Raw genomic sequence first — 20,858 nt, 5'->3', positions numbered from 1 at the left:
AAAAACAAAATAATGAGAAACATATTAGATTTTGTCGCTGTCGCATTATGCTTGATGTTCACCACAAATACATCGGCACAAAACGACTCTCTACTTTATGAAAGCAGCAGGATAGATACTACTGCTCATGGAGAAGTCAGGCTAAATATAGACGGTATGGGATTTTTCCGCGACAACGAATACAAAGGTAATTTGGTAAAAGGATACACTCTTCCTGGCTTTTGGCTACAGCCGACAATAAGCTATCAGCCTCTTAAAAAACTAAAATTAGAGGCTGGTATATATATGCTACATTATTGGGGAGCCAACAAATACCCTAATATGAACTATAAGGATATCGCTACATGGAAAGGACAGCAGACACAGGAAGGATTCCATATCCTACCTTTCTTCAGGGTACAACTGACTGCTGCGCGTAATGTAGACATCGTGATCGGCAATATTTACGGCAAAAGCAACCACCATCTTATCGAACCTCTATACAATCCTGAAACCTCGCTATCAACCGACCCCGAAGCAGGATTGCAGATACTTTGGCGCAATAAATTCATGGATTTTGACACATGGATAAACTGGGAAAGCTTCATCTTCAATAACGACAAACACCAAGAAGCCTTCACATACGGATTATCAACACGATTCAAAGCAAACAATCCCAACAATGCAACACATGTTTACTTCCCCGTACAGTTGATTATGCAGCACCGTGGAGGTGAGATAAATCCGGAAGCAGAATCGCGCGAGGTGAAGACATGGACAAATGCAGCTGCAGGCATAGGAACAACCATACACACTCGCAACAGTATATTGACCAGCATCAATATAGAGGCAGCTGCACTATACTACAAGCAGATGTCGGGCGGAATGCTTCCACTCGAAAAAGGTTATGGATTCTACACCAGAGCCGACTTCAACCTATGGCGTTTCTGTCTGCATGCAGCATATTGGAGAGCACACAATTTCATAACCGTATTCGGCAATCCGCTGTATGGCTCGATTTCGATGTTCAAGGACAACTATATCGTACCTAACCCTCAGATGATAAGCACCCGCATCAGTTACTCACGCGACTTGGGACACGGATTCTCTTGGGGAGCCTATGCTGACGTTTTCGACAATCTGCCAACAAATGCGAAAACAGCAGAGAACGGATCGTATCGCGAAGCTAACCAAATCAGCGTGTCGGCTGGTATATGTCTGCGAATCAATCCGTCCTATCTGCTTAAGAAAATAACATTGGGCAATAAACTATAATTTAGCGTCTATCTTACGGTAACACAATGCCGCACCAATAGCTGTACAGAATTCAGAATATTGAGGAATTCGGAATTTCACGCCATAAAGTCGTTCAGTAGCTGGGAACACACGCTGACACTGCGGAAGGAGAGTGAGATTGCCAATCATAACAAATTCCTTTATACCGCTACCAAGTGACGACAATATCGTAGCACTGCAAATAGACTGCAATACCATCCATATCAATCCAAGAGCAATGTCTTCGCGCGAGGCATTGCTTTTTGCATTTCCCCAAAGCGAAGCGATAGCATCCATAGGCAATCCCTGCAGCGGATTGGCGCAAATGTCCTTAATAAGCACATTGATGTGAGAAATGTCGCCTTCCTCTGCAAGTGCTGCAACCTGCTTGATGTCGTCGGTCTTTAGAAGTAGACGCGAAAGACCTTGAAGTGTTCCGCCACCAATACCAATACCACCAATATGCTTGATATCATCGCCGTCGCACTTTACTATTGAAGTTCCAGTACCAAGACTAACAACAAGCATACGGTCGAGCTTGGTCTCATAACGCGCTCCGAGTCCGTCAGCTACAAACTCCTCTGCCTTATCAGTAGAAAGTCCATATACAGGTTCGTTGATGTATGCGCTTCCTACACCCGTAAGCATAACCTTCTCCACATCGCTGAGCTTGATGTGATTCTCATGCAGATACTTGCCGAAGGCTCCATAGAGTGATGTCACTGGGTCGGTAGCACGAATGCGTATTGGCGACAACACCTTGCCTTGCTCGTCAATGCCGACAATCTTTGTCGTACTTATACCTACATCTATGCCTATTACTATTCCCATATTTTTTGAAATGTTTTAATGATTAGCGTTATTTTGTTTCTTGTAAAGTGCTATTTATATAATGTATAGGAACCATCTGCCGCTTCACAATATTTATTAAGCAGTTCTATTATATACTCTGCTGTGTCGCGAACACCCTGCTCATTACCGTCATATCCATTCACAAGAACAAGCAAATGAGTTGTACCGACGCTTACCTTAGTACGCTCGTGGTCGCTCGTAGGAGTTCCTACGCCACCTATATTATCACGATACACCGGCAGACCGGCTATGTTTATCATTCCACGTCCAATACCTTCGTAAGGTTCACCCTCACGACCGATGCCGAGTGTAAGGGTGTCACCCGAGAAATGGTCGGCATCAAAGGCACCAATGCTATAGCCATACTTCATACTGGCAAGATTTATCAAATCGACAAGTGTGTCAATCTGATAAAGCTGTTTGCCTTGCAACACACGACGAACAAGAGCCTCACCTGACGGACGATAACGCGACGGGTCCTTACCACAAAGTTTGTAGATGCGTCGGGTGGCCTGAATTGACTCCATCTGCTTCAACGACTCGATGGTGAGCGTGGCGCGATACTCTTCGCTCAAAGCATCAATCTCACGCCATAACTCGGCTGAATATTCTGTATTCTTTATGTTTGCAGTGATGCAAGCGCCTACAAATACGGGGCAGACAGAATGCATCTCAGCAGAAACCTCAACTTTCATATTTACTTGTATTTATAAATAGCTCTGTTACTTAAAACAACGACAACTGGCCATCGGGGGCAACGGTGGGAGTCGTTGCGCTTTCGCTTTCGGCAGAAGCCTCGCCTATCATTTCCAAAAACGTAGCTTCATCAACCAATGGGACTCCAAGTTTTTCGGCTTTTTGAAGTTTTGACGGTCCCATATTCTCACCGGCAAGTATGAATGAAGTCTTGCCACTAATCGAACCTACATTCTTGCCTCCATTCTTCTCAATCAAAGCCTTGTACTCGTCGCGGCTGTGTTTTGCGAATACACCACTTATGACGATAGACTTACCAGAAAGTTTTTCGCTCGTCCCTTCAATCTGCTCCTCTGAGAGCTGCATCTGAAGGCCATAAGAGCGCAAACGTTCAACGATTTCTTGATTCACTGGATTGGCAAAATAGGTTATTACGCTCTTGGCTATCACCTCACCAACTCCATCAATATCCATAAGCTGCTGCATAGTGGCAGCCTGCAAAGCATCCATTGTTTTGAATCTACGTGCAAGCAAGCGGGCAGAAGTCTCACCAACGAATCGTATGCCGAGGGCGAAGACAACACGTTCGAACGGAACTTTCTTTGAAGCCTCAATACCATTCACTATCTTCTGCGCCGACCGTTCACGATTGCCAGTTCCATTGATATCCTGCACCTGTATTTTATAAAGGTCGGCAATGTTGTGAATCAATCCGCGACGATAGTACTCATCAACTGTCTCTGGGCCAAGCGAATCAATGTTCATAGCACGTCGGGCTATGAAATGCTCTATCCTACCCTTTATCTGAGGAGGACAACCTGTATCATTGGGACAGTAATGGGCAGCTTCGCCCTCATATCGTACAAGTGGTGTTCCACATTCAGGACACGTCTTGATGAATTCAACGGGCAGAGCGTCCTTTGGACGTTTTTCCTCTGCAACACCTACAATCTTAGGTATAATCTCACCACCTTTCTCTACATACACATAATCACCAATGTGCAAATCAAAGCTACGAATGAAATCCTCATTGTTCAGTGTGGCACGCTTGACAATAGTTCCAGCCAATTGTACGGGATCCATATTGGCTACAGGCGTCACAGCACCAGTTCTACCAACTTGGTATGAGACCTCATTAAGTCTTGTACAAGCTCGTTCAGCCTTAAACTTATAGGCAATTGCCCAACGTGGAGACTTGGCAGTATATCCAAGAGCACGCTGCTGGCGCAACGAATTCACCTTCAATACAATACCATCAGTAGCAACCGGCAGATTCTTGCGCTCTTTATCCCAATAATTTATGAAGTCATATATTTCCTCAAGACTGCTGACCTTCTTCATGCCTTGCGAAATCTTGAATCCCCATTGTGCCGCAGCTTGCAGATTCTCAAAATGTCCTTCTGCCGGAAGAATGTCACCCAACAGATAATAAAGGTAAGCGTCAAGGCGTCGACTGGCTACAAGTTTGGAGTTCTGGCTCTTCAATGTACCGCTCGCAGCATTGCGCGGATTGGCAAACAAGGGTTCTTCAGCAGCCTCACGCTCGGCATTCAGTTGCTCAAACACCTTCCACGGCATAAGTATCTCACCACGTATCTCAAACTCTTTAGGGTAGTCGGTACCCTCCTTCAATACGAGCGGTATGCAACGAATGGTCTTCACATTAGCCGTAACATCATCGCCATGAACACCATCGCCACGCGTTACGCCACTCACAAGTTTACCGTCAACATAAGTAAGCGATATAGACAAACCATCGTATTTCATCTCACAACACACCTCAAAAGGCTCACCACCAAGTCCACGACTTACAGACTCATACCAATCGGCAACATCCTGCTCATTGTAAGTATTTGCAAGCGAGAGCATAGGATACTTATGGGCAACTTGAGTGAAGTTCTGATTCAAGTCGCTACCTACACGCTGAGTTGGCGAATTGGCATCGTACATTTCTGGATGTTTAGCCTCAAGATTCTGCAATTCATGCATAAGAAAGTCGAACTCCTGATCGGAAATGTCAGGCTGATTGAGCACATAATATTTATAGTTGTGCTCATGCAATTGTTCGCGTAGATATAATATTCGTTCTTTTTCGTTCATGATAATCTCTAAAAATATTTTTTCAGCATGATATAAAGTATAACGGGCACACCGATTAAAGGCGTAACCGCATTCAAAGGAATTATGCTGCCATTGCCTGGCAACACACATGCAGCATTGCATGCCAATGCACTAACTGAGCCACAAAGCAAAACGGCAGGAATAAGCACACGGAAGTCGTCGGTCTTGAAAATAAGACGCGCCATATGTGGAACAGCAAGTCCAAGAAAGGCTATCGGTCCACAAAAAGTAGTTACTACGGCTGTCAATGTACCACTTGCAAGCAGCAAGGCATTACGTACTGTACGAATGCCGACACCGAGATTTTCGGCGTATTTGGTTCCTAAAACAAGTAGATTCAGTGGTTTGGCAAGCAATATAGGAACAACAAGACACAAGATTATTGCCATTGCAAAAATGGGTATCATGCTATGAGGAACGCCAGAAAACGAACCCATTCCCCACATCATATATGCACGGACACCATCTTGTGATGCAAAAAAGTTCAGCAAGACGATAAATGAGGAAGATACGTAACCTACCAACACACCAACTATCAACAACATGGTGTTGCTACGTATCACGAGTGACAGCAAATACATGATAAGCGTTACCGAAAAAGCTCCGATAAACGCAGCAACAAGCACAGCAACAAAGCCACCAACCGCCAAGCTGCCTACTGCAAATCCGCCACCCCACAATAACATAACAAGAGCCACGCCCAACCCGGCACCGCTACTAATACCAAGAATAGAAGGGTCGGCCAATGGATTGCGGAATACAGCTTGAAGCATCAATCCGCACACAGACAGAGCACAGCCAGCCAAAAGAGCAGTTAAGGCTTGGGGCAATCGCGATTGGAGAATGATGAATTGCCAGCTCGCATCAGGCAGCTGATGCCCCAAAAGGGCATCAACCACAGATGAAAAAGGTATTGTCACTGCTCCATAAAAAAGGTTTATGAGAAACAGTGCTACAATTCCAATACCAAGACTAATAAATATGACAACGTTGCGTGCCAAATCCTCATTCTATATGATTTCTAATGAAATCAGATTTTCAATGTTTTCAATATCTCTGTCATCTTCTGCAATGTAGTAATACGTGTAGGCACAAGAGGCAATCGCAACACGTTTTCAATAAATCCCATTTCATGCAGAAGAGCCTTTACACCAGCAGGGTTACCGTCTACAAACAACAGAGAATACAGTTCGGTAAATCTGTGGTGAATAGTACGGGCAGCCTCATACTCGCCCTTAAACTCCAGGCGTATCATACGCGACACCTCCTTAGGCAAAGCATTGCCTATAACAGAGATGCTTCCAGCCGCACCACTTGCTACCATTGAGAATGTCAAAGCATCGTCACCACTAAGTACGTCAAAACGCTCTGGCTTGTTCTTAATGATTTCGTCTACCTGCTCAAGACTGCCACTGGCCTCCTTCACAGCAACAATATTCTCGCAGTCGCGTGCAAGACGCACGGTCGTCTCCGACTTCATATTGATACCTGTACGTCCAGGCACATTATATAATACCACTGGAAGTGGACTGGCTTCAGCAATTGCCTTGAAGTGCTGGTAAAGTCCTTCTTGCGAAGGTTTGTTGTAGTATGGACACACGCTGAGCACACCGTCAATTCCAGTCCAGTCAGCTGTCTTCAATTCTTCAACCACAGCACGCGTGTTGTTACCACCGCATCCCATGAGTATAGGCAGACGACCACGATTGGTGTCCACAACCAGTTTCTTTATATTCTCTTTTTCTTCTGTCGACAGACAAGGGGTCTCGCCCGTGGTGGCCAGTATACACAAGAAGTCAGCTCCATTCTGTATCTGATATTCTACAAGACGGACAATCGCCTTGTAATCAACTTCGCCATCGGCAGTGAATGGGGTCACCAGAGCTATACCTAATCCTTTGAAGATGTTTCGTGCCATATATTTTATACTTATAATATGTTCAATTTGTCTACAAAGTTAACATTTTCCTGTGAAATAAGAAAAATGTAGAAACAAAAATTACATAAATTGTAAGACTATACATTTTTTATTTACGCAAATCGTCAATGCGTACCAATATACAAGAATATCATTCCCAACAATACCAGCAACATGTCGATGGCCTTGCTTCTAAGATTCCGTTCCTTGAACACAGCAGCACCGCAACAGAAGCTCACTACTACACTGCCACGGCGCACCATTGACACAATGCTTATCATTGCTCCTGGCAGACTGAGTGCATAGAAATACACGAAGTCAGCAGCACTAAGGAACAAACTTATAAACAATATGCTCCAACGCCAAGTGAAGGCTGTTGTCTTCTTGCGTGTAGGCCACCAAATAAGTAGCATAGTAAGTCCCATCAGGAACAACTGGTAGACATTATACCAACTTTGCACCACCATTCTACTCAACCCTACTCCGCCATTTTCAGGCGATGCCATAAGATATTTATCGTAGAGTCCGCTTACGGCACCAAGCACAGCAGCAAGCACCAAAGAGAAAATCCATTTGTTGTGACGGAAGTCAACCCCTTCCTTCTTACCACTTCTACTAAGCAGGAAGAACGAGACGATAGCAAGCAACACACCGCACCACTGCCATACATTAAGTCGCTCGCCAAACACAAGCATTGCTCCTACAAGCACCATCACCGGACGTGTGGCGTTGATAGGACCGACAATGGTAATGGGTAAATTCTTCATTGCAAAATAGCCGAACACCCACGACGAAAGAACTATACACGCCTTGAGCACTATATACTTATGTTGTTCCCATCCGCACGGTTCGACATAAAACATCGAACCGTCGAGCATATTAGTATATGACGACAGCAATATGAACGGCAAGAACAGCAACGAACATATCATCGTGTTAAGAAAAAGCACCGGTAGAACGGCATTGCCAGACAATGCCAGTTTCTTGAATACATCATAAAAGCCCAGCAAAGCCGCTGAGCAAAAAGCCAATATCAGCCACATAAAATAATTATTACAAATAATCGACACTACATTATCATACAATACGCCCAATCTTCTCAATACCTTACATCCTCAAGGAATAAAGCATTTCCTGGCATACTTTCACCGGCATTAGAGCGACTTCCACTCGCTATGACCTGATCAAACTGTTCCAATGTCATACGATGACGTCCCACCTCGATAAGCGTACCTACTACGGCGCGCACCATATTGCGCAGGAAGCGGTTGGCAGAGATTCGGAAATGCCATGAATCCTCAGCATCACGCACCCATACAGCTTCTGTGACATTGCACAGAGTGGTCTTTACATCGGCATGCGCCTTGCAGAAAGCACCGAAATCATCTACTGCAAGCAGACGTTCGGCAGCCTTGTTCATAAGTTCAAAGTCGAGCTGATAATGTAGTTCGCAAGAATAGTGACGCAAAAAAGGATTCTTGCGTGTATGTATATAATAATGGTATGTACGCAACGTAGCGCTAAAACGTGCATGCATGTCAGCATCAACCGGATAGACATCAAAAACAGAAATGTCGCGTGGCACCAAACGATTGAGTTTATAAGCCAATTGCGCACAATCGAAATTGGCTTCTGTCTCGAAATGTGCGGTCATACGTCGTGCGTGCACACCAGCATCAGTGCGGCCAGCCCCTACAATATCAATGTCTTCACGCAATATAGTAGAGAGAGCTTTCTGCAACTCTTCTTGCACAGAGTTGCCATTGGGCTGAATCTGCCAGCCATGATATGCCGTACCGTCGTAGGCGAAGGTTATAAAATAGCGTTGCATCTCAAATGTATACTATATAGTTTATTTGGTTTTCTTCTTTGCCCCATTGTTAGGCTTGAACAATCGACGATGGAAATTATCCTCTGCCTTAATAATCAGATATACTTTTGATGCCGGCAGAATTGTCATAAACTTCTCGTGATACGTCTGCTGGATACGTTTCAACTCCAAGTCGCCAGCATCACGCTTGCGAATGGCCTCAGCACATGCCTTGTCGTCGCTTGTATCGATATGACGCAGACGACGTTCGTTTGCGAAATACGCCCATTGCTTATTGCGCATTTCACGGTAAACCGGGAAAAACTCTGCCGACTCTGCCGGCGACAAACATGCTTGTGTAGCTATAAACTGCTCAAGTTCGCGCTGAAAGCGTTCCGGATCAAAATGCTTCGGCTTCTGGGCTTGCGCCAATGACACTACAAAAGTCATGAGTGCAATTATCAGAAATTTACTTATTCTCATTCTTTCCTGTTTTTTCAACATTAATTACTTGCTAAAAGCGAATAAATATCATCATTATCGAGCATAGTATAGTCGGCCATTTCATTGTATGATGCCGAAGTTCCCATCTCTACATTATGATTCGAATTGGATGCTGCAACATTAGAAACCGGCTCGGCATGATGCTCTGAATCCATATACGTATAAAAAGCCGTACCGCCAGCCACCAACAGACAGGCAGCCGCCGCAGCTATACGCACACGAGTACGTCGCCACCAAGGTTGCATAACAACAACTTTTGCATTGGCTGTTTCCTTATTAGGCATATTACATTCCGTCTGCTTGCTGACATTGGCCATTACAGATGCGGTCAAGTTCTGCAAGTATCCATCGGGGACAGCGAAATGATTCTGTCTTCCGAATTTCCTCTCTAAATATTTTTCATCAGATTCCATATTCCTTCAATAATTTTATGTATTTGACTCACAAAAAACAGAAAGGTTTAATTTGCTCATCAATTTTATACACATAATTTATATATAGCATTAGTTTTAATATCTATGCTTCTCACTCATGACTCTTTACAAATGCCGTTATCTTCTTCACCGCTATGTGATAACTCGCCTTTAATGCTCCTTCAGAAGTATTGAGCATCTGGCTTATGTCCGAATATTTCATTTCGTCGTAATATCGTAGGTTGAATACCACACGCTGCACATCAGGCAGCGAGGCGATAGCAGCCTGCAGCAGAGCCTGCGCCCGGTCACCGTCAAAATAATCGTCGGCCATCAACCGATTGGCTACAGCCACGTTGCCCTCCTCGCCAAGCGATGCTATATCCTTCTTGCGACGAACAAAATCGAGCGCCTCATTCACAGCAATACGATACAACCATGTGGATATTTTCGAACGGTTCTGAAAATCGTCCATATTGCTCCACGCCTTAATAAAAACATTTTGCAACACGTCGTCAGCATCGTCATGGTCAAGCACTATACGTCGAACCGTCCAATACAGCCGCTCACTGTACTGGGCAACAATATTGGCGAAAAACGCTTGTTTTTCTGCTTCTGTTGTCGGCAAGTTGGTTGACATCGTTATTATTATTTTATGAAATTCTGTATTTTAGCATATATCACGGGGTCAAAGCCATATATGTCGTCATAACCCACCATTACACCATCGGCATTGGGATATAATGTGTAATAGGTGATGAACAGCGGAACGGTAGGCTTCACGCTCAAGCTACGCAGCAGCTTACTCTTGTCAATCACCGGACGTTCGTCGGCATCGCCACCATCGTTGCCATAATCCACAGCTATTGAGTATTTCATCTTTTCCATAACCCGCTCGTCCTTGTCGGCAAGCATGAATACGGCAAGATCGTAAGGCCGCTCCACACGTATACAACCATGCGAAACTATACGTTTACGATTGGCAAACACCGAAGGATTTGACGTGTCATGCAAATATATACTGTAGTCGTTGTCAAAGCGGAAGATGATGCGTCCCAAGGCATTGCCTTTGCCTCCGCGCTGAACCACATGATAGTCGTGGCTCATCATCATGCCGGCTGTCACAAGCGAAGGATTCACCTCCTTACCCGTCTTGCGCTCGCGTACAAAATAGTTATGACGCTCAAAGTAGCCCACATCGCCAGCATGATGGCGCACCGATGTCTTGATAATGCTCTTGGGAATGATCCATTGCGGATTGAAGTCAATACGCTTGATACGTCCTGTGAGCAATGGAGTCTTGGTTTCCAGACTTCCGAGTGCAATACGCATAGTCATTCGGTCGTCCTTGTCAACTGCTTCAAGCTGCTGCGTAGGCACGTTCACAAGCACATACTTGTCGTGCAGCTGCGGATAGTCGCCATGACGCCATCGGCTGCGTTCTATATTGCAGAACACACGGCGGCGTTCGGCAGCCGACAACGGGCGCGACAGCATCTTACAAAATTCCGGGAAAAGAGGGTTTTCTGGATAAGAGGCATGCATGAATGCCCCTACCTTTTCATATCCACCCGCTATTGCAGCATAAGCTTCATCAAGAAATTCGCGATTTGCCAACTTTGTAGGCACCCCATAAAGCGAGCGATAGGATACGTGAATCGAGTCGCTGTCGCGCACATCAAGGCGATTGAACATATCATAGGGATTGGCAAAACCAAAGCGCTGACCTTCGCAATAGCGCAGGAAAGCCTTTGTCAGACTGTATTCCAGTCGGGCATACACACGATTGATGCCATTGACGGCATCGGGAATAGTATCGAAGTCGAGGTTCTGTACACGTGCCAGGTCACTACTTATTGTAGCATAACAGAAGTCTTCACGCGAAAAACCGAACGAATCCACTTTTGCAACATACTTGAGCACACTATCCACTCTGCTATCGGCACCTCTGCGCGAGAGCCACATGGGTCGTCCGCCTTCAAGATAATAGGTACGGGTATGTCGGTCGGCTGTCATTTGCGGTCTATCCGCCAAAGCAATACGACGTATGTTCTCACTTACCTTGCCCTCATCTATTTGCCAATAATCCTTCTGCAAATCAGAGAACATATCAAGAGAAACGTGCATATCAACCTTTCTCTCATTGCACGAGCACAATGCACATGCTATAAGAGCTATAAAAACAAAGAACCTTAAAGGCTCAAAATGCAGATTTCTCAAAAGCGATATTATTTTATGACTATTTTACGTACGGCCTTACCAACCTGAACGATATAAATACCTCGCGGCAAATTCAGGTCAAAGCGCTTGTCCGGGCCGTCAATCTTAACTTTCATCACAGGCACACCGCCAGTGATATTATAAACAGACATTGTCATTCCCGCAGCACCCGTAACGCGCAGCACCGACTCATTGACCGAAATGGTTATCTTCGACAGGTCATTATTGTCTATCATTTCCATTTCTGTCAAACAAACTGCCTCGGCACTGCATGGCACAAACATGCCGGCAACAGCCATAAACATTGCTATGAGTATATTTTTTGACATAATATCTATTTTTTACTACAATCCGTTGTATGTGTTTCTGCAAAGATACAACAAAATATTTTCACAAGTACCAAAAATGCGGACAATTTTAGCATTATCCGCATTTTTAGCAATCAATATCATCTGTAAACCGTCTTACTGTCGTCGGCAGCACACTCCTCTGCGAAGAGTTTGTCCTCCAGATAGTCGGCAAATATACGTGCTGCGCTCTCCACCTTGGCGGCACACGGGCGCTTCTTGTAATATTCTGCCGTACGTGCCGAAGCCACATACGACGACTGCGCCTTCTCCACACCTTTCAGTCCGAGTATCTCGGCACATATGAGCGACCCGTTCTGCTCTTTCGATTTGGCGAGCAAATCCTGCACCACCTTGTAGCAAGCCGACTTACCATCACGGTCGGCACCGTCGGTCTGTCCGCAGTCGAGTCCGACACAGGTCACAATACCCGACACTGCACCACACATCATACGCATGCGTCCTACTCCGCCACCAAAACCGGCACCAATGCGCTTGGCAAGATTATCGTCAAGACCGTACATATCAGCAAATGCTGCCACTACCGACTGGCAGCAGCCATAACCCTGCATGAAATTGTCTACGGCACGCCCCACCCTACTCTCGATGTCAAGAATACGACGCAAATCGGCCTCATACTGACGCGCATCTCTAAACACAATGCCACGCATACCGTAAGCACGGGCAGCCTCAATATTGTCCATTCTGTCGTCGGCAAAAACGCACTCTTCGGGTTTCAATGCGAACTTCTCGCACATACGCTCATATATTGCACGTTCGGGCTTTATCAGATGCTCTTCCGACGACACCAGTCGACCTTCTAACAGCTCGAATATCGGATACTGCTTCATTGTGACATGCACCTTGCTGCACCAGTTGGTCAGTCCAAAGAGTCTGTATCCCTCCTGCTTCAAGCGTTCAAGCAGAGACCGCATCCCATCAATCTCGCCAATGACAAACTCCGTATATCGCTTGCCAAACTTATGTATTTCGTCGACATACTGTGGCATCGCTTCTGCCATATCATCAATGATAGCCTCAAAAGGCTTATCCTCACGGTCCAAGCGTTTGTTCCATCCCTCAGCCATAAGATGGTTGTAGAAGTCAACCGACTGCCCATGAGTACTGAACACCTGGTCCAACACCAGCATATAATCATAATCGACAAGTACCTTGCCGAAGTCGAAAATCAAATTCTTTATCATAATCGTTATTGTTGTCTTTATTCAATAATCAAGCACAAAGGTAACAGATATTTTCCGAAAAAGCCCTACATGCAACCATAAAAACCATACCAAACGACATTATTACGAATCAGTTTGCCCAAAGTTGTTCTTATGACATGCAAAAGGACTTCATTTGAAGTGCAAACGCACTACATTTGAAGTGCGAGTGCATTCCATATGAAGTGTATATGAGCTACATTTGAATTACACCCCCAAACATTTGGTATTCTGCGAATAAAACATTAATTTTGCAGAAATATAAACGAAACAATTCGCTAACAAAATCATATGACAGACAATAAGAAACCCCTACTCGGACTATCGCTCTCAGAACTGAAAGAAGTGGCAAAGTCGCTCGGCATGCCAGCCTTCACTGGCGGACAGATGGCAAAGTGGCTTTACGCACAGCATGTGGAGTCGATTGACGAAATGACCAACATATCAAAGGCAAACCGCGAGAAACTTGCCGCCGAATACACCATTGGCTGCATGCCACACATCGAATGCCAGAAGTCGAAGGACGGCACCATCAAGTATCTGTTCCCTACCGCATCGGGCAAACATGTAGAGACGGTATACATCCCCGACCACGACCGCGCAACACTATGTGTATCGTGCGAGGTAGGCTGCAAGATGAACTGCCTGTTCTGCCAGACGGGCAAACAGGGATTTGAGGGTTATCTTACCGTGACAGACATTCTAAACCAGATATACGCTCTGCCCGAACGCGACAAACTCACCAACGTGGTGTTTATGGGACAGGGCGAACCTATGGACAATCTCGACAACGTACTGAAGGCTACTGAGGTGCTGACATCAGACTATGGCTACGCTTGGAGCCCCAAGCGCATCACAGTAAGCAGCGTTGGTGTGAAGAACAAGCTGAAGAGATTCCTCGACGAGAGCGAATGCCATGTTGCTATCAGCATGCACTCGCCCATACCCGAACAGCGCGCCATGCTCATGCCTGCCGAGCGCGGAATGTCGATAACCGAGATTATCGACCTCATGCACCAGTACGACTTCACTCATCAGCGCCGTCTCTCGTTCGAATATATCATGTTCCGTGGCGTTAACGACTCGATGACTCACGCCCGCGAGATTGTGAAGCTGACCAAGGGACTCTTCTGCCGCATCAATCTCATACGCTTCCACAAGATTCCTAACGTTGACCTCGAAGGTTGCGACGAGCAGAAGATGGAGGCTTTCCGCGACTATCTCAACAACCACGGCATTATCACCACGATACGCGCAAGCCGCGGACAGGATATCTTCGCTGCGTGTGGACTGCTGTCTACGGCTAAGACGATTGAGGAAGAAAGAAAAGAAAAGTAAAGTTGAGAATTGTGAGTTGAGAGTTATGAATACCCTCTACTCTCTGCCCAAAACTCTCAACTCTCAACTTTCAACTCTCAACTAAAACGGAATGTACAAGTTTGGTTATTGTCTACTGTTTACCATCTGCTGCCTGCTCTTTGCATCCTGCAACGACCGCAAGAGCATGTTGCCCACAAGTGGCGGCAGACCGTACGAAGTGACTGTAGTGGGCGATGTTGACAGCATATTGTACAATACACTAAGCATTGACGTAGAAGGATTGCCACAATCCGAGCCAATGTTTGATGTGCGCGAGACTGATGTAAAGCCGACTGACGCATTGACAGGAGTGTTGCGATATGCAAGATCGCTGGTCGTGGTAGACATCAACCCCAAGAAATACGACAAGTTGCGTCTTGAATGCAAACGCAATATGTACGCCGAGCCACAATTGATAGTGCGTATATGCGCACCGTCTGTCCGATGCCTGCATGACACCACACCCGATGGCACAGCCCTACAAGGCAACGCACACACATTGGTCGAACTACTTAAAACCCACGAATCAAAAGCCTACATCGAGACTTTGCAGCGCAAGCACAACCAGAAGATGGAGGCAGAGGTGAAGCGCATGTTCGGGTTTGACATTCCGATTCCTGCCGATATGAAATCGTGCAAGCGTGGCAAGGACTTCCTATGGATATCCAACGACTCGCCAACGGCTATGCAGAATATCTGCATCTACAAACAGCAGTTCCGCAAGCGCGACAGTGTGATGCAAGTCAACATCAAGGGCGAAACCGACTCTATGTATATGACAACAGTGCACGATGCATGTAGCGTTATATATAAGCACGACGAGCAGGAAGGCATCCTTACGCAAGAATGGCGCGGACTGTGGGAAATGAAAGGCGACGCCATGGGCGGACCGCTTGTGGCTCGTTCGATATGGGGATATTATCCTCGTGAAGTAGTCACCATAGAAGGCTTTGTCTATGCCCCCGGCAAGAAGAAGCGCAACCTCATGATGCAGCTCGAAGCTATCGTGTATGCTACGCATAAGCAACAGGTCAAAAAGAAGCAGGAGCCGACAAGGCATCTGTCGGGCAAAACACATACAGACTAATTATTTATACACAATATATAATATACAATGGAAGATAGAAAAATACGCGTTGCCATAACGCACGGCGATACCAACGGTATCGGATACGAACTCATTTTTAAAACCTTTGCTGAGCCTGAGATGCTGGAACTGTGCACTCCCATCATCTACGGTTCGCCTAAGATTGCTGCCTATCATCGCAAAGCTATGAACATCCAGGCCAGCTTCAGCATCATCAACCGTGCAGAAGACGCACAAGACGGACGTGTCAATCTGCTCACATGCTTCGACGATGAGGTGAAAGTAGAGATTGGCACACCTACCAAGGAGTCGGGCGAAGCTGCCCTGAAGGCTCTCGACCGTGCCATGACCGACTTCCGCAGCCAACTGTACGATGTGCTTGTGGCATGTCCGGTAGACAACACCAACATGTCAGCCGACAACTACAGCTACAAGAATCTGAAGGAATACTCGGAGACAAGCATCGGCGACGGCGCCAAGGGCGTGAAGATAATGATTAACGAATCGCTGCGCATAGCACTCGCCACCGACGGACTCGCTATCAAGGATGTGCCGGCAAGCCTCACCGAAGAGCGTCTCATAGCCAAAATCAAGGCTGTGCACACAAGCATACAGCGCGACTTCCGTATCTCAAATCCGCGCATAGCCGTATTGGCACTCAACCCTAATGCCAATGGCACTGAAGAGAAAGACACTATCATTCCGGCCATCAAGAAATCGGAAGAGGACGGCATCAACACATACGGACCTTATGCCGCCGACGAATTCTTCGGACAAAACCTCTACGAAGCCTTCGACTGCGTTCTGGCAATGTACGACGACCAGGCCAACATACCGTTCACCACACTCATGCAGAACGACGGCATATGCTACATAGCATCGCTACCGCTGGTATGCACGGCACCCGCCCTGACTCCCGACTTCGCCAATGCCGGCAGCGGCGAGAACGATGAGAGCGCACTACGCCATGCCATATTCAGAGCCATCGATATAGTACGCAACCGCGACGAGCACGACTTGCCACTTGCCAATCCATTGCAGAAACTCTATCACGAGAAACGCGACGACAGCGAGAAGGTAAGATTTGCCATACCCAAGAAGCGCGAACCGTTCAACCGCAACGAACATAACGACCGCCGTCCGGCACAACACCCCGGACAGACAGACAACCGAAACAGCGCAACTCCACAAAAGACTGATGCCAACAAGCAGCAGGCTGCTGAATAACGGATGTAAACAGCAACGGGCACCAAACCTTTAAATTCACTAAAAAAACAGAAAGCCCGTTGCCTATATATCAATTATAATGTGTAATTTTGTTAGCAAATGGACACATCAGAACTGCAAAGAATAAAACAAAGATACAATATTGTGGGCAACTGCGAAGCCCTCAATCACGCACTCGACGTAGCTCTTCAGGTTGCGCCGACCGATCTTAGTGTGCTTATCGTAGGCGAAAGTGGCGTGGGCAAGGAGATTATACCACGCCTGATACACGACAACTCAACACGAAAGCGCGAAAAATACTTCGCCATCAACTGCGGCTCCATCCCCGAAGGCACTATCGACAGCGAACTGTTCGGACACGAAAAGGGTTCGTTCACGGGCGCTATAGGCGAGAGTGAGGGCTATTTCGGTACAGCCAACAAGGGTACGATATTCCTCGATGAAGTGGGCGAACTGCCCATTGCCACACAGGCAAGATTGCTGCGTGTACTCGAAACCGGCGAATACATACGTGTAGGCGGTCAGAAAATAATGAAGACCGATGTGCGCATCGTGGCTGCCACCAATGTCAATATGCACAAGGCAATAAGCGAGGGACGCTTCCGCGAGGATCTGTTCTATCGTCTCAACACCATACCTATACAGATTCCGCCATTGCGCGATAGAGGTGAAGACATACTGCTGTTGTTCAGACTCTTCACAATGCAGATGGCTGAGAAGTATCGCATACCACGCATCACACTCACCGACGACGCCAAGCAGATAATGATCAAGTACAAGTGGCCGGGCAATGTGCGCCAGCTCAAGAACATAACCGAGCAGATGTCGATATTAAGCCAGAAGCGCGAGATTGATGCCGAGACATTGAGCAAGTTCATACCTGAGAACCAGGAAAGCACACAGCTTACCACAACCACAGCTCCGGGAAGCCACTCTTACGAGAGCGAACGCGAAATACTATATAAGATATTGTACGAACTGCGAGGCAACGTGAGCGACCTGCGACGCGAGATGGCAGACATGCGCAAGAAGATGGACACCACTCACGCACTCGACAATCTGTCGGCGCTGAACGGTATGCACTCGCTTGGCGGACCAGAGACTCACGGTTACGGCAATCCCGCAGCATCAATACAGCAGTATCGTAATCCGCAAAACCGCTTCAATGCCTTCCAGGATGTTGAAGCCGAAGAGATAAACGACAACGAGAATGCCGGACTGTCCGAAAACGACAGCCTCAACCTCAACGACATAGGACGTCATGTCGTGGAGAAAGCTCTTGAGCGTAATGGCGGCAACCGCAAGAAAGCGGCACAAGAACTCGGCATCTCCGACCGTACACTCTACCGACGCATCAAGCAGTATGGACTGGATAAACAATAAAGCATATCTAAAATGATAAACAAACATAAACACCTGACCATTAGAATGGTGGCTTTTGCCTTGATGGCAATGACATGGGTTTCGTGCGCTTTCTCCGGATACAAGTTCAACGGAGCCAGCATCGACTACACCAAGACCAAGACTATACAGATAGCCGACTTCCCCATACGCTCAAGCTATGTATGGGGACCTATGGGACCGATGTTCAACAATCAGCTAAAGGACGAATTTGCCAGCCATACCAAGCTTAGTCAGGTTAAGCGCAACGGCGACTTGAAGATTGAGGGCGAGATTACACAATACTCTCAGCGCAACAAGTCGGTTTCAGCCGATGGTAGTTCGGCACAAACCGAATTGTCAATAACGGTCAACGTGCGATTCACCAACAATGCCAACCATAACGAGGACTTCGAACGACAGTTCACAGCATCAAAGTCGTACGAAACCACACAAAGCCTCGCATCGGTGCAGGAAGAACTCGTAACGCAAATGATAAAAGACCTGACAGAACAGATATTCAACGCCACCGTGGCAAACTGGTAATCCAACATTTAACACCAAACATTTAACATAACAACAACGTGGACTTAGTGCGCCTCATACAACATCCCGAGCTAATGAACAAGGAGACTCTGTACGAGCTCCGAAGCCTTGTCGCGCTCTATCCTTACTATCAGACAGCACGACTGCTGATGCTGCAGAACATGTATCTGCTGCACGACTCGGCATTCGACGATGAGCTGCACCGTGCTGCATTGTACGTATCCGACCGTTCGCTGCTATTCGAACTTGTTGAAGGTGCACATTATAAGATAAAGACAGCTCAGGAGATTGCCGACGAGAAATCAGCCAACTCCGCAGCCCAGCGAGACAACGCCACTGCAGGCAACCGTACCATCTCGCTTATCGACAGCTATCTTGAAACTGCCAAGCCCGACAACGACAACGAAGCACAGCAATCAAAAAGCAAACCCACTCCTGCCGATGCCGCTATCGACTATGTAGCCTATCTGCTCAAACAAGAGAACGAAGACGAAGAGAAGACCGATAACGACAGTCCGCAACTGAAAGGACAGGAACTCATCGATGACTTCATCAACAACGACGGTGGCAAGATACAACTGCAAGACAAGCCCACATACAAACCAGAAATAAACAACGAAGACAATACGTCAAACGACAACGATGAAGGCTATTTCACAGAGACTTTGGCCAAAATTTACATAAAACAAGGCAGATATTCAAAGGCACTTGAAATTATTCAACGCTTAAATTTGAATTATCCAAAAAAAAGTGCTTACTTTGCAGACCAAATACGTTTCTTGAAGAAACTTATTATCAACGAGAAGAGCAAAAAGCAGTAAAAACTGTACAAAAATACGCTCGTAATGAAGTGGTAAAACCACAAAAAACAAGCAATAAATAATAAATAATAAATAACAAATAAGGAAATGATTTACTTTTTATTCGTAATCTTCATTGTGATAGCATCGTTGCTGATGATCGGCATCGTTCTTATCCAAGAATCTAAGGGCGGCGGACTTGCCTCTAACTTCTCTTCATCAAACGCCATCATGGGCGTACGCAAAACTACCGACTTCATCGAGAAGGCAACATGGGGTCTCGCCATTGCAATGGTATTCTTCAGCATCGTATGCGCTTATGTTGCTCCGGTTTCTTCTACCGAAAGTAGCGTTATGGAGAAGGCAGCTACTGAAACACAGAACACAAACCCGAACACAACTCCTGGTTTCGGTGCAAGCCAGCAGCAGGCTCCGGCTACAGGTGCTCAGCAGGCTCCGGCAGCTGACGCACAGCAGACACCTGCCCAGCCCGCAAAATAATACAAACAAGACAGTTTGATTAAACTCCACATAAGAGTTCAGCAAGCACACGCTACATGCTGAACTCTTATTTTTTTGCTCATGAAACATCACTCAAACTGTTATTGACGACAAAAAACGCACCTTTAACACAAAAAATTGCACTTAAAGACTAAAAAAGTAAGAAATACGTTTGGTAGTTTAGCAATAATTCACTACCTTTGCACTCGCTTAAAAATCAAAGCTCATTCACATGGTGGCCGTAGTTCAGTTGGTTAGAGCGTCAGATTGTGGTTCTGAATGTCGTGGGTTCGAGTCCCACCTGCCACCCTCAGCTTGAGTGAGGGAATAGAGATAGATAAGCAAAACATACATGGTGGCCGTAGTTCAGTTGGTTAGAGCGTCAGATTGTGGTTCTGAATGTCGTGGGTTCGAGTCCCACCTGCCACCCAACCTTTAAAAAGGAAACTCAATATTTGAGTTTCCTTTTTTTTAATTTCACCCACATTGTGACACATGTACGGCACACGATAGTCGGCACCTTTCAAGGCTCATCCGATAAACCAGGGGGATTAAGCATATAGTTTTGTAAGTCTGAAAAGAAAGAATTTTATATCCGTT

The 20,858-nt window shown here is 46.2% G+C and carries 21 protein-coding genes, 2 tRNA genes and 1 pseudogene; 10 read left to right on the top strand and 14 right to left on the bottom strand.

What is annotated here, in order from left to right; genetic code table 11:
• Positions 1-12 precede the first annotated feature (12 nt).
• Positions 13-1,254, top strand: coding sequence for a hypothetical protein (locus I6E38_RS06495; protein ID WP_235393185.1), 1,242 nt, complete (start codon positions 13-15; stop codon positions 1,252-1,254).
• On the opposite strand, the gene coaW is transcribed toward I6E38_RS06495, so the two are convergent.
• The 14 genes and pseudogenes from coaW to I6E38_RS06425 form a co-directional block, all read right to left on the bottom strand.
• Complete coding sequence (coaW, locus tag I6E38_RS06490; RefSeq protein WP_235393184.1) at positions 1,249-2,085, bottom strand: type II pantothenate kinase; 837 nt, start codon at positions 2,083-2,085, stop codon at positions 1,249-1,251. The genes I6E38_RS06495 and coaW overlap by 6 nt on opposite strands.
• A 50-nt stretch (positions 2,086-2,135) precedes the next feature.
• A complete protein-coding gene (locus I6E38_RS06485) occupies positions 2,136-2,801 on the bottom strand; it encodes a B3/B4 domain-containing protein (RefSeq protein ID WP_235393183.1) in 666 nt (221 codons plus the stop codon).
• A gap of 31 nt (positions 2,802-2,832) precedes the next feature.
• Positions 2,833-4,902 (bottom strand): NAD-dependent DNA ligase LigA, encoded by a 2,070-nt coding sequence (gene ligA / locus I6E38_RS06480; protein ID WP_235393182.1) that lies wholly within the window; start codon positions 4,900-4,902, stop codon positions 2,833-2,835.
• An 8-nt stretch (positions 4,903-4,910) separates the two neighbouring features.
• A complete protein-coding gene (locus I6E38_RS06475; protein ID WP_235393181.1) occupies positions 4,911-5,924 on the bottom strand; it encodes an iron ABC transporter permease in 1,014 nt (337 codons plus the stop codon).
• A 29-nt stretch (positions 5,925-5,953) separates the two neighbouring features.
• Positions 5,954-6,841: a 4-hydroxy-tetrahydrodipicolinate synthase gene (gene dapA / locus I6E38_RS06470; protein WP_235393180.1), complete on the bottom strand. Its 888-nt coding sequence runs from the start codon at positions 6,839-6,841 to the stop codon at positions 5,954-5,956.
• Positions 6,842-6,966: 125 nt separating this feature from the next.
• On the bottom strand, positions 6,967-7,884 hold the full coding sequence (locus I6E38_RS06465; RefSeq protein WP_235393179.1) for a DMT family transporter: 918 nt from the start codon (positions 7,882-7,884) through the stop codon (positions 6,967-6,969).
• A gap of 56 nt (positions 7,885-7,940) precedes the next feature.
• On the bottom strand, positions 7,941-8,672 hold the full coding sequence (gene truA, locus I6E38_RS06460; RefSeq protein ID WP_235393178.1) for a tRNA pseudouridine(38-40) synthase TruA: 732 nt from the start codon (positions 8,670-8,672) through the stop codon (positions 7,941-7,943).
• A 21-nt stretch (positions 8,673-8,693) separates the two neighbouring features.
• Positions 8,694-9,134 (bottom strand): hypothetical protein, encoded by a 441-nt coding sequence (locus tag I6E38_RS06455; RefSeq protein ID WP_235393177.1) that lies wholly within the window; start codon positions 9,132-9,134, stop codon positions 8,694-8,696.
• Positions 9,135-9,154: 20 nt separating this feature from the next.
• Positions 9,155-9,568: a hypothetical protein gene (locus tag I6E38_RS06450; RefSeq protein ID WP_235393176.1), complete on the bottom strand. Its 414-nt coding sequence runs from the start codon at positions 9,566-9,568 to the stop codon at positions 9,155-9,157.
• Between the two features lie 112 nt (positions 9,569-9,680).
• Complete coding sequence (locus I6E38_RS06445; RefSeq protein WP_235393175.1) at positions 9,681-10,208, bottom strand: RNA polymerase sigma factor; 528 nt, start codon at positions 10,206-10,208, stop codon at positions 9,681-9,683.
• A gap of 8 nt (positions 10,209-10,216) precedes the next feature.
• Positions 10,217-11,695 carry a L,D-transpeptidase family protein gene (locus I6E38_RS06440; RefSeq protein WP_235393174.1) on the bottom strand — a complete coding sequence of 493 codons (1,479 nt, stop codon included), beginning with the start codon at positions 11,693-11,695 and terminating at the stop codon, positions 10,217-10,219.
• A 101-nt stretch (positions 11,696-11,796) separates the two neighbouring features.
• Positions 11,797-12,117 carry a T9SS type A sorting domain-containing protein gene (locus tag I6E38_RS06435; RefSeq protein ID WP_235393173.1) on the bottom strand — a complete coding sequence of 107 codons (321 nt, stop codon included), beginning with the start codon at positions 12,115-12,117 and terminating at the stop codon, positions 11,797-11,799.
• A gap of 119 nt (positions 12,118-12,236) precedes the next feature.
• The gene (locus I6E38_RS06430) at positions 12,237-12,743 is read right to left on the bottom strand and encodes a C-GCAxxG-C-C family (seleno)protein (RefSeq protein ID WP_235393204.1); all 507 of its coding nucleotides are present in this window, start codon (positions 12,741-12,743) and stop codon (positions 12,237-12,239) included.
• 24 nt (positions 12,744-12,767) lie between these two features.
• A pseudogene (locus I6E38_RS06425) lies at positions 12,768-13,340 on the bottom strand (HAD family hydrolase); the annotation flags it as partial.
• A gap of 309 nt (positions 13,341-13,649) precedes the next feature.
• On the opposite strand from I6E38_RS06425, the gene rlmN reads away from it, so the two are divergent.
• From rlmN to I6E38_RS06380, 9 genes are all read left to right on the top strand, one after another.
• Positions 13,650-14,696 carry a dual-specificity RNA methyltransferase RlmN gene (gene rlmN / locus I6E38_RS06420; RefSeq protein WP_235393172.1) on the top strand — a complete coding sequence of 349 codons (1,047 nt, stop codon included), beginning with the start codon at positions 13,650-13,652 and terminating at the stop codon, positions 14,694-14,696.
• Between the two features lie 91 nt (positions 14,697-14,787).
• On the top strand, positions 14,788-15,804 hold the full coding sequence (locus I6E38_RS06415) for a DUF4837 family protein (RefSeq protein ID WP_235393171.1): 1,017 nt from the start codon (positions 14,788-14,790) through the stop codon (positions 15,802-15,804).
• Between the two features lie 27 nt (positions 15,805-15,831).
• A complete protein-coding gene (locus I6E38_RS06410) occupies positions 15,832-17,031 on the top strand; it encodes a PdxA family dehydrogenase (RefSeq protein ID WP_235393170.1) in 1,200 nt (399 codons plus the stop codon).
• Between the two features lie 99 nt (positions 17,032-17,130).
• A complete protein-coding gene (locus I6E38_RS06405; protein WP_235393169.1) occupies positions 17,131-18,414 on the top strand; it encodes a sigma-54 interaction domain-containing protein in 1,284 nt (427 codons plus the stop codon).
• Positions 18,415-18,459: 45 nt separating this feature from the next.
• Positions 18,460-18,957 carry an LptE family protein gene (locus I6E38_RS06400; protein WP_235393203.1) on the top strand — a complete coding sequence of 166 codons (498 nt, stop codon included), beginning with the start codon at positions 18,460-18,462 and terminating at the stop codon, positions 18,955-18,957.
• Positions 18,958-18,995: 38 nt separating this feature from the next.
• On the top strand, positions 18,996-19,778 hold the full coding sequence (locus I6E38_RS06395; RefSeq protein ID WP_235393168.1) for a tetratricopeptide repeat protein: 783 nt from the start codon (positions 18,996-18,998) through the stop codon (positions 19,776-19,778).
• An 87-nt stretch (positions 19,779-19,865) separates the two neighbouring features.
• Complete coding sequence (gene secG, locus I6E38_RS06390) at positions 19,866-20,258, top strand: preprotein translocase subunit SecG (RefSeq protein WP_235393167.1); 393 nt, start codon at positions 19,866-19,868, stop codon at positions 20,256-20,258.
• 234 nt (positions 20,259-20,492) lie between these two features.
• Positions 20,493-20,568: transfer RNA gene (locus tag I6E38_RS06385), tRNA-His, on the top strand.
• Between the two features lie 44 nt (positions 20,569-20,612).
• Positions 20,613-20,688: transfer RNA gene (locus tag I6E38_RS06380), tRNA-His, on the top strand.
• Positions 20,689-20,858 lie beyond the last annotated feature (170 nt).

It is taken from the genome of Leyella stercorea (genome assembly GCF_021531355.1).
Classification (GTDB): Bacteria; Bacteroidota; Bacteroidia; order Bacteroidales; family Bacteroidaceae; genus Prevotella.
The sequence above is the reverse complement of the archived record's forward strand: the minus strand, read 5'-3'. Positions and strand labels throughout refer to the sequence as shown.